Here is a 13772-nt window from a genome sequence, read left to right as displayed (position 1 = left end):
GTCRTAAGCCACCTCCCTCTTCCCGTAACCCAAGACTTCAGAATTTAGAGAACAAGAGAGAACAGGGACCATATGTCCAGCGAATCCTCCTTCGGCCTCATGCAGATCGGCCTCGCCACCGCGGAAGACATCCGTGGCTGGTCGTACGGCGAGGTTAAGAAGCCGGAAACCATCAACTACCGCACGCTCAAGCCCGAGAAGGACGGCCTCTTCTGCGAGAAGATCTTCGGCCCGTCCCGCGACTGGGAATGCTACTGCGGCAAGTACAAGCGCGTGCGCTTCAAGGGCATCATCTGCGAGCGGTGTGGCGTTGAGGTCACCCGCGCCAAGGTCCGCCGTGAGCGCATGGGCCACATCGAGCTCGCCGCCCCGGTCACGCACATCTGGTACTTCAAGGGCGTTCCCTCCCGCCTGGGCTACCTCCTTGACCTGGCACCGAAGGACCTCGAAAAGGTCATCTACTTCGCCGCCTACATGATCACGAGCGTCGACGCCGACAGCCGCCACGAAGAACTGCCCAACCTCCAGGTTGAGCACGACATCGAGAAGAAGCAGCTGATCGACAACCGCGACTCGGACATCGCCACGATCGCCCGCGACCTTGAGAACGAGCTTGCCCGTCTCGAAGGCGAAGGCGCGAAGGCTGCCGACAAGAAGAAGGCCCGCGACTCCGCTGACCGCCAGATGGCGAACGTCCGCAAGCGTGCCGACGCCGAAATCGAGCGCCTCGAGCAGGTCTGGGACCGCTTCAAGAACCTCAAGGTCGCAGACCTGGAAGGTGACGAAGGCCTGTACCGCGAACTGCGCGACCGCTACGGCATGTACTTCGAAGGCTCCATGGGCGCCGAGGCCATCAAGAAGCGCCTTGAGAACTTCGACATGCAGGCCGAGTCGGACATGCTGCGCGACATCATCGCCAACGGCAAGGGCCAGCGCAAGACCCGCGCCCTGAAGCGGCTCAAGGTGGTCAACGCGTTCCTGACGACCAACAACAGCCCGCTCGGCATGGTGCTGGACGCCGTCCCGGTGATCCCGCCGGAACTGCGCCCGATGGTCCAGCTGGACGGTGGCCGCTTCGCGACCTCCGACCTCAACGACCTCTACCGCCGCGTGATCAACCGSAACAACCGCCTCAAGCGSCTGCTYGACCTCGGTGCKCCGGAGATCATCGTCAACAACGAGAAGCGCATGCTTCAGGAAGCTGTTGACAGCCTCTTCGACAACGGCCGCCGCGGCCGTCCGGTCACCGGACCGGGCAACCGTCCGCTGAAGTCCCTGAGCGACATGCTCAAGGGCAAGCAGGGCCGTTTCCGCCAGAACCTCCTCGGCAAGCGCGTCGACTACTCCGGCCGTTCGGTCATCGTCGTCGGCCCGCAGCTGAAGCTGCACCAGTGTGGTCTGCCCAAGCAGATGGCCCTGGAGCTCTTCAAGCCGTTCGTGATGAAGCGCCTGGTGGACCTCAACCACGCCCAGAACATCAAGTCGGYCAAGCGCATGGTGGAGCGTTACCGTCCGCAGGTCTGGGACGTCCTCGAAGAGATCATCACCGAGCACCCCGTGCTGCTGAACCGTGCACCTACCCTGCACCGTCTCGGCATCCAGGCGTTCGAGCCGCAGCTTGTTGAAGGCAAGGCAATCCAGCTGCACCCGCTGGTTTGTGGCGCGTTCAACGCCGACTTCGACGGCGACCAGATGGCAGTCCACCTGCCGCTGAGCCCCGAAGCCCAGGCCGAGGCCCGCATCCTGATGCTCTCCTCGAACAACATCCTGAAGCCGTCTGACGGCCGCCCGGTGACCCTGCCGTCGCAGGATATGATCATCGGTCTCTACCACCTGACCACCAAGCGTGTCGGTTCAGCTGGCGAAGGCCGGATCTTCTCCTCGGTCGCGGAAGCCATCATGGCCTACGACCTTCACGAGCTGCACCTGAACTCCAAGGTCAAGATCCGGCTCGAGGGCTTCGTGCCCTACGCCGGCTGGGAAGCCCCGGAGGGCTGGGAGCCCGGTCAGACCACACTGGTCGAGACCTCGCTCGGCCAGGTCATCTTCAACCAGACGCTGCCCGCGGACTACCCGTGGGTTGAGAACGTTGCCGACAAGGGCGAGCTGTCCACGATCGTCAACGACCTCGCCGAGCGCTACCCGAAGGTGATCACGGCGGCAACGCTGGACAACCTGAAGGATGCCGGTTTCTACTGGGCCACCCGCTCCGGCGTGACCGTTGCCATCTCCGACATCGAGGTGCCCACGGACAAGCCGCGGATCCTCGCCGGTTACGAGACCATGGCCGCCAAGATCCAGGGCCAGTACGACAAGGGCCTGATCGACGACGACGAGCGTCGCCAGGAACTGATCGAGATCTGGAACAAGGCAACGAACGAGATCGCCCAGGCGATGCGTGACAGCCTGTCCCCGATGAACACGATCAACCGCATGGTGTCCTCGGGCGCACGTGGTAACTGGATGCAGGTCCGTCAGATCGCGGGTATCCGTGGCCTGGTGGCCAACCCTAAGGGTGAAATCATCCCGCGTCCGATCAAGTCCTCCTACCGCGAGGGCCTCTCGGTGCTGGAATACTTCATCGCCACGCACGGTGCCCGTAAGGGTCTGGCTGACACCGCCCTGCGTACCGCCAACTCGGGTTACCTGACCCGTCGTCTGGTGGACGTGTCGCAGGACGTCATCGTCCGCGAAGAGGACTGCGGTACCGAGCGCGGCCTGATGACGGCCATCGCGGTGGCCGACGCCAACGGCGTCCTCGTCCTGGACGAGAACGTCGAGAACAGCGCCTACGCCCGCACCCTGGCAGTCGACGTCGTCGACTCCAAGGGCAAGGTCCTGGCAGCTGCCGGCACCGACTGCGGCGACGTCGTCATTGCCGAACTGTTCGCAGCCGGCATCACCGAGGTCAAGGTCCGCTCCGTACTCACCTGTGAGTCCAGCGTCGGCACCTGCGCCCTGTGCTACGGCCGTTCGCTGGCCACTGGCAAGACCGTCGACATCGGTGAGGCCGTGGGCATTATTGCCGCGCAGTCCATCGGTGAGCCGGGTACCCAGCTGACCATGCGTACGTTCCACACCGGTGGTGCTGTTTCCGCCAGCGGTGGCGACGACATCACCCAGGGTCTGCCCCGTATCCAGGAGCTCTTCGAAGCCCGTACTCCGAAGGGTGTCGCACCGATTGCTGAAGCAGCCGGCCGCATCACCATCGAAGAGTCCGAGCGCCAGATGCGCCTGGTCATCACCCCGGATGACGGATCTGAAGAGATCGCTTACCCGGTGCTGCGCCGTTCACGTCTTCTCATCGAAGACGGCGATCACGTCAGCGTTGGCCAGAAGCTCATCAACGGCCCGGTCGACCCCAAGCAGGTGCTGCGCATCATGGGTCCCCGCGCCGCGCAGAAGTTCCTGGTGGACGAAGTCCAGGGCGTGTACCGCAGCCAGGGCATCGGTATCCACGACAAGCACGTCGAGGTTATCGTCCGCCAGATGCTGCGCCGCGTCACGGTCATCGAGTCCGGCGAATCGGATCTGCTGCCCGGCGAGCTCGCCGAACGCAGCCGTTTCGAAGAGGCCAACCGCCGCGTTGTGTCCGAGGGCAAGACGCCGGCATCCGGCCGTCCCGAGCTCATGGGCATCACCAAGGCGTCCCTGGCGACCGAGTCCTGGCTGTCCGCAGCTTCCTTCCAGGAGACCACCCGCGTCCTGACGCAGGCGGCCATGGAAGGCAAGAGCGATCCGCTGCTCGGCCTCAAGGAAAACGTCATCATCGGTAAGCTCATCCCGGCCGGCACGGGTCTCCCGCGCTACACCGAGGTCACCGTGGAACCCACTGAAGAAGCAAAGGCCAACCTGTTCACCGGCCCCAGCGCATTCAGTGACTTCTCCTACGACTCGCTGGGCGGCGACGGAGCTCCCGAGTTCCACGCCATCCCGCTGGATGACTACGATCTCGGCAGCGACTTCCGCTGAGCTGAGTGACTGACAGGCCCCGTTCCCACCTCGGTGGGGGCGGGGCCTTTCCAGTGGTAAGCCCCGCCGATTAAGGGCTGGGACCCGTCCGTGTTAGACTTGAGACTAATTGTTATTGTGGCAGTGGATGAGTGCGCCGGTTTGAGTCAGACAGCTTGCAGCTGAAAGATTCAACCAGGACGACGTTTCCGGTTTGCAGGGTTCTTGTGCAACGTATGCCACATTTTCGCATGCCTAGGGGCAGTTCGGGTCGAAAGTCCTTGGACCCCGGCGTGCGGTCCGACTATTAAGGCTTCGCCTCAGCTGCTCTGGAGAGAACTTCAAAGCTCGGGCGGCGAGGCGCAGCGACAAGAGAGCGGCCGCCAACGGCCGCTCCGGATAAAACGGAGAACACGAGAGTGCCTACGATTAACCAGCTGGTCCGCAAGGGCCGCACGCCTAAGGTCAAAAAGACCAAGGCTCCCGCGCTTAACGGCAGCCCGATGCGCCGCGGTGTTTGCACCCGCGTTTACACGACGACCCCGAAGAAGCCGAACTCGGCTCTGCGTAAGGTTGCTCGCGTGCGCCTCAACGGCGGCATTGAAGTCACCGCATACATCCCCGGTGTGGGCCACAACCTGCAGGAGCACTCCATTGTGCTCGTCCGCGGCGGCCGCGTGAAGGACCTTCCGGGTGTCCGCTACAAGATCGTCCGTGGCGCCCTCGATACCCAGGGTGTCAAGAACCGTAAGCAGGCTCGCAGCCGCTACGGCGCAAAGATGGAGAAGAAGTAATATGCCTCGCAAGGGTCCGGCCCCCAAGCGGCCGCTAGTTCTAGATCCCGTTTACGGCTCCCCGCTGGTCACCCAGCTCATCAACAAGGTGCTGGTTGACGGCAAGAAGTCCACCGCAGAGCGCATCGTTTACGGTGCACTCGAGGGTGCTCGCGCCAAGTCCGGCGGCGACCCCGTTGCAGCCCTCAAGAAGGCCATGGAGAACGTCAAGCCTTCACTTGAGGTCCGCTCCCGCCGTGTTGGTGGCGCCACGTACCAGGTTCCCGTTGAGGTCAAGCCGGGCCGTTCCACGGCCCTCGCCCTCCGCTGGCTGGTTGGCTACTCCAAGGCCCGCCGCGAAAAGACCATGACCGAGCGCCTCCAGAACGAAATCCTGGATGCCTCGAACGGTCTCGGTGCCGCTGTGAAGCGTCGCGAAGACACCCACAAGATGGCCGAGTCCAACAAGGCCTTCGCACACTACCGCTGGTAATACTTCCCGGACGCCGCCGGCTCGACTGAGCCGGCGGCGAACGTGCAGTCCATCCGAAAGGGAGACACCGTGGCACAGGACGTGCTTACCGACCTTAGCAAGGTCCGCAATATCGGCATCATGGCCCACATCGATGCCGGCAAGACCACTACTACCGAGCGCATCCTGTTCTACACGGGTGTGAACCACAAGATCGGCGAAACGCACGACGGCGCTTCGACGACTGACTGGATGGAACAGGAAAAGGAACGCGGCATCACCATCACGTCTGCCGCCGTGACCTGCTTCTGGGAAAACAACCAGATCAACATCATCGACACCCCCGGCCACGTTGACTTCACGGTCGAGGTTGAGCGCTCCCTGCGCGTCCTCGACGGCGCAGTCGCCGTGTTCGACGGCAAGGAAGGCGTGGAGCCGCAGTCCGAGACTGTTTGGCGCCAGGCTGACAAGTACAACGTTCCGCGCATCTGCTTCGTCAACAAGATGGACAAGCTCGGCGCTGACTTCTACTTCACCGTCGACACCATCATCAGCCGTCTCGGTGCCAAGCCGCTCGTCATGCAGCTGCCGATCGGCGCCGAGAACGACTTCATCGGCGTCGTCGACCTCCTCTACATGCGTTCGCTGGTCTGGCCCGGCGACGCCAAGGGTGACGTCACCATGGGTGCCAAGTACGAGATCCGCGAGATCCCTGCTGACCTCCAGGCGAAGGCCGAAGAGTACCGCGCAACGCTCATTGAGACCGTTGCCGAGTCCTCCGAGGAACTCATGGAGAAGTACCTTGAGGGCGAAGAGATCAGCATCGATGAGCTCAAGGCCGGCATCCGCAAGATGACGATCAACTCTGAGATCTACCCGGTCTTCTGTGGTTCTGCATTCAAGAACCGCGGCGTCCAGCCCATGCTCGACGCTGTGGTGGACTACCTGCCGAACCCGCTCGACGTCCCGCCGATGATCGGTCACGATCCCCGCGACGAAGAGAAGGAGCTTACCCGTAAGCCCTCCTCTGAAGAGCCCTTCTCCGCACTGGCGTTCAAGATCGCCGCGCACCCCTTCTTCGGCCAGCTGACCTTCGTCCGCGTGTACTCCGGTCACGTGGAAGCAGGCTCGCAGGTGGTCAACTCCACCAAGGGCAAGAAGGAGCGCATCGGCAAGCTGTTCCAGATGCACGCCAACAAGGAAATGCCCGTCGACGGCGCTACCGCCGGCCACATCTACGCAGCGATCGGCCTCAAGGACACCACCACGGGCGACACCCTGTGCGATCCGGCCAACCAGATTGTCCTCGAGTCCATGAGCTTCCCGGAGCCCGTGATCTCGGTTGCGATCGAGCCGAACACGAAGGGTGACCAGGAGAAGCTCTCCACGGCCATCCAGAAGCTCTCCGCTGAGGACCCGACCTTCCAGGTCTCCCTCAACGAGGACACCGGCCAGACCATCATCGCCGGCATGGGCGAGCTCCACCTGGACATCCTGGTGGACCGCATGCGCCGCGAATTCAAGGTCGAGGCAAACGTTGGCAAGCCGCAGGTTGCTTACCGCGAAACCATCAAGCGTGCTGTAGAGCGTCACGACTACACGCACAAGAAGCAGACCGGTGGTTCCGGCCAGTTCGCAAAGATCCAGATCGCGATCGAGCCGCTGGACACCTCAGGTGGCGAGCTGTACGAGTTCGAGAACAAGGTCACCGGTGGCCGCGTTCCGCGCGAGTACATCCCGTCGGTCGACGCCGGCATCCAGGACGCGCTTAACGACGGCGTCCTGGCCGGTTACCCGGTTGTCGGCATCAAGGCGACGCTGATTGACGGCGCTTACCACGATGTTGACTCCTCGGAAATGGCGTTCAAGATCGCCGGCCGTATGGCTTTCAAGGAAGCCGCACGCAAGGCGAACCCTGTCCTGCTCGAACCGCTGATGGATGTCGAGGTCCGCACCCCTGAGGAATACATGGGTGAAGTTATCGGTGACCTCAACTCCCGCCGTGGCCAGATGCAGTCCATGGAAGATGCCCAGGGCGTCAAGGTTATTCGCGCACACGTCCCGCTGTCCGGCATGTTCGGCTACATCGGTGACCTGCGCTCGAAGACCCAGGGCCGCGCTGTGTACTCCATGACGTTCAACAGCTACGCCGAGGTCCCGAAGGCAGTCGCCGACGAGATCATCCAGAAGAACCGCGGCGAGTAGTCCCCAGGACGCCTCGCAGCAACAAGAAACTCGGGTGCGTCTCCGCCAGCGGAGACACATCTGGTGCAGGCGGCCGGACTCCGGTCAGCTGTAGTCCGGCCAGGCCGGAGTTCGGCCGCCTGCACGAACAGGCTCTAGGCACTAGCATTAGTACCTGAATCTGCAATTTCATCAATCCAAAGCCCCCCAAGTAGACTTACTGGAGTTTCTGCCGCGACAAGCGCGGCCGAAGGGTAAGTCAATTTGAAAACGTTCTAGGAGGAACCTGTGGCAAAGGCAAAGTTCGAGCGGACTAAGCCGCACGTTAACATCGGTACCATTGGTCACGTTGACCACGGTAAGACGACGCTGACGGCCGCCATTTCCAAGGTGCTGTACGACAAGTACCCGACTCTCAACGAGAAGCGTGACTTCGCGTCGATTGACTCTGCTCCCGAAGAGCGTCAGCGCGGCATTACCATCAACATCTCCCACGTTGAGTACCAGACCGAGAAGCGCCACTACGCACACGTAGACGCTCCGGGTCACGCTGACTACATCAAGAACATGATCACCGGCGCTGCTCAGATGGACGGTGCAATCCTCGTGGTTGCCGCCACTGACGGCCCGATGGCTCAGACCCGCGAGCACGTTCTGCTCGCCCGCCAGGTTGGCGTTCCCTACCTGCTGGTCGCGCTGAACAAGGCTGACATGGTTGACGACGAAGAGCTCCTCGACCTCGTTGAAATGGAAGTTCGCGAGCTGCTCAGCTCGCAGGGCTTCGATGGCGACGAGGCTCCGGTTGTTCGCGTTTCCGGCCTGAAGGCGCTCGAAGGCGACCCCGTCTGGGTCAAGTCCGTTGAGGACCTCATGGCTGCTGTCGACGAGTCCGTTCCGGACCCCGTACGTGACCGTGACAAGCCCTTCCTGATGCCGATCGAAGATGTCTTCACGATCACCGGCCGTGGCACCGTTGTTACGGGCCGCGCCGAGCGTGGAACCCTCGCCATCAACTCCGAGGTCGAGATCGTCGGCATCCGCCCGGTCCAGAAGACCACGGTTACCGGTATCGAGATGTTCCACAAGCAGCTCGACGAAGCATGGGCCGGCGAGAACTGTGGCCTCCTGCTCCGCGGTCTGAAGCGCGACGATGTCGAGCGTGGCCAGGTTGTCGTCAAGCCGGGTTCCATCACCCCGCACACCGACTTCGAGGCTAACGTCTACATCCTCTCCAAGGACGAAGGCGGACGTCACAACCCGTTCTACTCCAACTACCGCCCGCAGTTCTACTTCCGCACCACGGACGTAACCGGCGTTATCACCCTGCCGGAAGGCACGGAAATGGTTATGCCCGGCGACAACACTGAGATGACCGTTGCGCTCATCCAGCCGATCGCAATGGAAGAGGGCCTCGGCTTCGCTATCCGCGAAGGCGGCCGCACCGTTGGTTCAGGACGCGTCACCAAGATCATCAAGTAATTACTTGCCGATCTGATGCTTTGCCCCTGATCAGCCAGCCGTCTGGCAGCTGACCAGAGGATCGGGAACAGCCCCGCTGCACTTGCAGCGGGGCTGTTCCTTTTAAGTTCCTGATACCTTTGCAGGAAGGGAAGGGAGTTCACCATGGGCTGGTTCATTTTTCTACTGATCGCCGCCGCGGTCGTCGTCGCGTTCTTTTGGGCGAAGAGGCACTTCCGCCAGGAGATCGAGCGCGCCAAGCGCATCAATAGGTCCAACCGCAACCAGTAGCGGGGCCGGGCGGGGCTCAGGCCCGGCGTGCCCGCGCGAGGGCCTGGTACCAGTAGTACGAGTCTTTCGGGGTGCGCTTGAGGCTCGTGAAATCGACGTGCACCAGGCCGAAGCGCTGCGAGTAGCCTGCCGCCCATTCGAAGTTGTCCATCAGCGTCCAGACGTAATAGCCGAGCAGTTCGACGTCGTGTGCCACGCCCCCGGGGGAGGTGGCCTCGACCGCCTGGCTGAGGTGTGCAGCGAGGTAGCTGATCCGGCCGGCATCGGGAATGGGGCCGGTGACGTGGTCGGGTTCGGGGAAGCTCGCCCCGCTCTCGGTGATGTAGAGCGGCGGCAGCGAAGACCCGTACCGGTCCTTCAGCTCCCGGAGCAGGATCCCCAGGTGGTCCGGAGCGACCGGCCAGCCGAATCCCGTGCGTTCGTACTCCGGGAACGCGGCCATATGGAACGGGACTTTCAGCATCGCCTCCGCGGTTGCCGAGGGGCTGTCGACGCCGCGTCCCGTGGCCACCTTCACGGGGTAGTAATAGTTCAGGCCGTAGAAATCCAGCGGCTGGTGGATCGTGGCCAGGTCCGCGTCGCTGATGCTCCGCATTGAACGGAACCACGGCCGGGCGATCAGCGGCAGCCGGGGAAAGCGGCCCAGGAGGATCGGGTCAGCGTAGAGCCGGTTCAGCACGAAGTCGAACACCCTGGCCAGCATCCTGTCTGTTGGCGAACCGGAAGCAGGCCGGACCGGGGAATGCAGGTTCGCGACCCCGACGGCGCCGGCGACGCCCTCCGCGCGCAGCGCCTGAACCGCCAGCCCGTGCCCCAGGAGCTGATGCCGCACCGACGGCAGGGCATCGAAGAGCAGGCCGCGGCCGGGCGCGTGCACGCCCAGGGCGTAGCCGTTCAGGGTAACTGAGGCGGGCTCGTTCAGCGTCACCCACTGCGCCACGCGGTCGCCGAACCGCTTGCCGGCGGCCGCGCTGTACTCGGCGAACCGTTCCGCCGTCGAACGGTTCATCCAGCCGCCCCGGTGCTCGAGGGGCAGCGGCGTATCCCAGTGGTAGAGAGTGGCCATGGGGGAGATGCCGGCGGCGAGGAGCCGGTCGATCAGGCGGTCGTAGAAGTCCAGCCCGGCCGCATTGAAGCGGCCGCTGCCCTCGGGCTGGACCCGCGGCCACGAGATCGAAAAGCGGTAGGAATCGATCCCGAGATCGCGCATCAGTTCGATGTCTTCCTCGGCGCGGTTGTAGTGGTCGCAGGCCACGGCGGGGGAGTGCCCATGCAGGATGTTGCCGGGCTTTTCGGCAAAGGCGTCCCAGCCGGAGGGTCCGCGGCCGCCGGCGGCAAGGCTGCCCTCGATCTGGAAGGCCGCGGAGGAAACACCCAGGGTGAATCCGGGGCTCAGGCGTGCGGCGAGGGCCTGAACTGCTACAGAGTCCTGCACAGTCATGCCCCTATCATCCATTCGACGGCGATTCAGGACAATGGCCCTCCGGTAGTGATTGCACTACTGCGACTGCAGTACGTTGCCTGTTCGGCTGCACGGCTGCACGGTTGCGCTTGCAGTACTGTGATTGCACTACTGCGATTGCAGTACTGTGGCTGCAAGGCCGTGCAGAGGGGCTGATTCGCTTCTGCCCGCAAATTCCGGCATACTAGATGAGTTGTTCAAGCGCTCTTTCGCGTCCCGATCCGGATAATGCCGGATGCCAGGGTCCAAGTRAGAGACCAAACATAACCCACTCCCCATGGAATTGCGGACGCGTACGTGTGAAAACATGCGACACGCCCGACCGCGGGGGTCGGTTGCGTCGGCAGGTTGAGGAACCCGGATCCTTCCGGATTCAGCTTGTGCGGCGGGTGGTAGTCACGACTTCAAATGCTTCGGCAGCCATACAACTAGTAAGTGAACAGGGCAGCCCTAATCAGGGGAAGCACAGACTGAAAGAGAGTCAGGCGACATGGCGGGACAAAAAATCCGCATCCGGCTGAAGTCATATGACCACGAGGTCATTGACGTTTCAGCACGGAAGATCGTTGAGACGGTCACGCGCGCAGGCGCAACTGTAGTTGGCCCCGTGCCGCTGCCGACGGAGAAGAACGTTTACTGCGTTATTCGCTCTCCGCACAAGTACAAGGACAGCCGCGAGCACTTCGAAATGCGCACGCACAAGCGTCTTATCGACATCATCGACCCCACGCCCAAGGCTGTTGATTCGCTCATGCGTCTCGACCTGCCGGCCGACGTGAACATCGAAATCAAGCTGTAGGGAGGTGCTGAGAGACTATGACCGCAACCCGTAACGTAAAGGGCCTGCTGGGCACGAAGCTCGGCATGACCCAGGTCTGGGACGAGAACAACAAGCTCATCCCCGTCACTGTGGTCCAGGCTGACTCGAACGTCATCACGCAGCTGCGCAACGCAGAAACTGATGGCTATGTCGCCGTTCAGATCGGCTACGGCCAGATCGATCCCCGCAAGGTCACCAAGCCGCTGGCTGGTCACTTTGAAAAGGCAGGCGTCACGCCTCGCCGCCACGTCGTAGAACTGCGCACTGCAGATGCTGACTCTTACGAGCTGGGCCAGGAGCTCTCCGTAGAGCTCTTCGAAKCCGGCCAGAAGATCGACGTCGTTGGCACCACCAAGGGTAAGGGCTTCGCCGGTGTTATGAAGCGTCACGGCTTCCACGGCGTTGGAGCTTCCCACGGTGCCCACAAGAACCACCGTAAGCCCGGTTCTATCGGTGGCGCATCCACCCCGAGCCGCGTCTTCAAGGGCATGAAAATGGCCGGCCGCATGGGCGCCGTTCGTCACACCACGCTGAACCTCACGGTCCACGCGGTTGACGTCGAGAAGTCGCTGCTCCTGATCAAGGGCGCCGTTCCCGGCGCCCGCGGCCAGGTCGTACTCGTACGCACCGCCGTGAAGGGAGCCTAGTTCAATGACTAGCACTGTCAAGGTTGACCTGCCTGCAGAGATCTTCGACGTACAGACCAACGTGCCGCTGCTGCACCAGGTCGTCGTTGCCCAGCTCGCTGCTGCTCGCCAGGGTACCCACAAGACCAAGACCCGCGCCGAGGTTTCCGGTGCAGGTCGCAAGCCGTTCAAGCAGAAGGGCACCGGCCGCGCCCGTCAGGGTTCCATCCGTGCTCCTCACATGACCGGTGGTGGCGTTGTCCACGGCCCCACGCCGCGTGACTACAGCCAGCGCACCCCCAAGAAGATGATTGCTGCTGCACTGCGCGGCGCACTCTCGGACCGCGCCCGCAACGGCCGCGTCCACGTCGTTGCTGACCTGGTTGCCGGCTCCACGCCGTCCTCCAAGGAAGCACTGGCAACCCTGCGCGGAGTTTCCGAGCGCAAGAACCTGCTCGTTGTCATTGAGCGCGCCAACGATGTTGCTGCACTGTCCGTGCGCAACCTCGAGGAAGTTCACGTTCTGTACGCAGACCAGCTGAACACCTACGACGTTCTCGTTTCCGACGACGTAGTCTTCACCAAGGCTGCCTACGAAGCATTCGTTGCTGACAAGGTTGCAAAGAACGAGGAGGATGCCAAGTGAGTGCAGCCACCATCAAAGACCCGCGCGACGTCGTGCTTGCACCCGTTGTCTCGGAAAAGAGCTACGGCCTGATCGACGAGGGCAAGTACACCTTCCTGGTGGACCCCCGCTCGAACAAGACCGAGATCAAGCTGGCCGTGGAGAAGATTTTCTCCGTCAAGGTCGAATCGATCAACACCATCAACCGTGCCGGTAAGCGCAAGCGCACCAAATTCGGCTGGGGTACCCGCAAGAACACCAAGCGTGCAATTGTGAGCCTCAAAGAAGGCACTATCGACATCTTCGGCGGTCCGCTTTCATAGCGGAGACCACTTTAACGAGGAAATAAATTATGGGAATCCGTAAATACAAGCCGACTACCCCGGGCCGTCGCGGCTCGAGCGTAGCGGACTTCACTGAAATCACGCGGTCGACGCCGGAAAAGTCGTTGGTACGTCCCCTCCCGAAAAAGGGTGGCCGTAACAACTCCGGTAAGATCACGACCCGTCACAAGGGTGGTGGACACAAGCGCCAGTACCGTCTGATCGACTTCCGTCGCCACGACAAGGACGGCGTCAACGCCCGCGTTGCCGAAATCGAGTACGACCCGAACCGCACGGCTCGGATCGCCCTCCTGCACTACGTTGATGGCACCAAGCGTTACATCATCGCCCCGAACAAGCTGTCCCAGGGCGACTTCGTAGAGGCCGGCGCCGACGCTGACATCAAGCCCGGCAACAACCTTCCGCTGCGCAACATCCCGGTCGGTACCGTAATCCACGCAGTCGAACTGCGTCCGGGTGGCGGCGCCAAGATGGGCCGCTCCGCCGGCGCATCGATCCAGCTCGTTGCAAAGGAAGGCCGTTTCGCCCAGCTGCGTCTGCCTTCCGGCGAAATCCGCAACGTTGACGTGCGCTGCCGCGCAACCGTCGGCGAGGTCGGCAACGCCGAGCAGTCGAACATCAACTGGGGCAAGGCCGGCCGTATGCGGTGGAAGGGCGTTCGCCCGAYCGTCCGTGGTGTCGCCATGAACCCGGTTGACCACCCCCACGGTGGTGGCGAGGGTAAGACGTCCGGTGGACGTCACCCCGTCAACCCGAACGGTAAGCG

12 protein-coding genes are annotated in these 13772 nt (G+C 62.6%); 11 read left to right on the top strand and 1 reads right to left on the bottom strand.

Features of this window, described 5'->3' with window-relative positions:
* Positions 1-72 precede the first annotated feature (72 nt).
* The 6 genes from AC1D1S_RS04390 to AC1D1S_RS04365 all read left to right on the top strand — a co-directional run bounded on the left by AC1D1S_RS04390 (position 73) and on the right by AC1D1S_RS04365 (position 9129).
* Entirely contained in the window at positions 73-3972 is a 3900-nt protein-coding gene (locus AC1D1S_RS04390; RefSeq protein WP_476993831.1) for a DNA-directed RNA polymerase subunit beta', read from the top strand.
* Positions 3973-4370: 398 nt separating this feature from the next.
* Positions 4371-4745 carry a 30S ribosomal protein S12 gene (gene rpsL / locus AC1D1S_RS04385; RefSeq protein ID WP_018773658.1) on the top strand — a complete coding sequence of 125 codons (375 nt, stop codon included), beginning with the start codon at positions 4371-4373 and terminating at the stop codon, positions 4743-4745.
* A gap of 1 nt (position 4746) precedes the next feature.
* Positions 4747-5217 carry a 30S ribosomal protein S7 gene (rpsG, locus tag AC1D1S_RS04380; protein ID WP_011692813.1) on the top strand — a complete coding sequence of 157 codons (471 nt, stop codon included), beginning with the start codon at positions 4747-4749 and terminating at the stop codon, positions 5215-5217.
* A gap of 69 nt (positions 5218-5286) precedes the next feature.
* Complete coding sequence (gene fusA / locus AC1D1S_RS04375) at positions 5287-7401, top strand: elongation factor G (RefSeq protein ID WP_028275119.1); 2115 nt, start codon at positions 5287-5289, stop codon at positions 7399-7401.
* 267 nt (positions 7402-7668) lie between these two features.
* Entirely contained in the window at positions 7669-8859 is a 1191-nt protein-coding gene (gene tuf, locus AC1D1S_RS04370; protein ID WP_018773660.1) for an elongation factor Tu, read from the top strand.
* A 144-nt stretch (positions 8860-9003) separates the two neighbouring features.
* Positions 9004-9129: a hypothetical protein gene (locus tag AC1D1S_RS04365; RefSeq protein ID WP_256860042.1), complete on the top strand. Its 126-nt coding sequence runs from the start codon at positions 9004-9006 to the stop codon at positions 9127-9129.
* Between the two features lie 16 nt (positions 9130-9145).
* On the opposite strand, the gene AC1D1S_RS04360 is transcribed toward AC1D1S_RS04365, so the two are convergent.
* Complete coding sequence (locus AC1D1S_RS04360) at positions 9146-10570, bottom strand: GH1 family beta-glucosidase (protein WP_476993830.1); 1425 nt, start codon at positions 10568-10570, stop codon at positions 9146-9148.
* Positions 10571-11081: 511 nt separating this feature from the next.
* Between AC1D1S_RS04360 and rpsJ the strand changes: the two genes are divergently transcribed.
* From rpsJ to rplB, 5 genes are all read left to right on the top strand, one after another.
* Positions 11082-11390 (top strand): 30S ribosomal protein S10, encoded by a 309-nt coding sequence (gene rpsJ / locus AC1D1S_RS04355; RefSeq protein WP_003803825.1) that lies wholly within the window; start codon positions 11082-11084, stop codon positions 11388-11390.
* Positions 11391-11407: 17 nt separating this feature from the next.
* On the top strand, positions 11408-12058 hold the full coding sequence (rplC, locus tag AC1D1S_RS04350) for a 50S ribosomal protein L3 (protein ID WP_476993829.1): 651 nt from the start codon (positions 11408-11410) through the stop codon (positions 12056-12058).
* Positions 12059-12062: 4 nt separating this feature from the next.
* Positions 12063-12683 (top strand): 50S ribosomal protein L4, encoded by a 621-nt coding sequence (gene rplD / locus AC1D1S_RS04345; protein ID WP_028275117.1) that lies wholly within the window; start codon positions 12063-12065, stop codon positions 12681-12683.
* Positions 12680-12985, top strand: a complete 306-nt coding sequence (gene rplW / locus AC1D1S_RS04340) for a 50S ribosomal protein L23 (RefSeq protein WP_018773664.1) — start codon at positions 12680-12682, stop codon at positions 12983-12985. The genes rplD and rplW overlap by 4 nt, the downstream gene beginning before the upstream one ends.
* Before the next feature lie 29 nt (positions 12986-13014).
* On the top strand, positions 13015-13772 hold a 758-nt coding region (rplB, locus tag AC1D1S_RS04335), incomplete at its 3' end, for a 50S ribosomal protein L2 (protein WP_476993828.1).

Source organism: Arthrobacter sp. P1_A5 (genome assembly GCF_056406825.1).
This window is presented reverse-complemented; position numbering and strand designations above follow the sequence as displayed.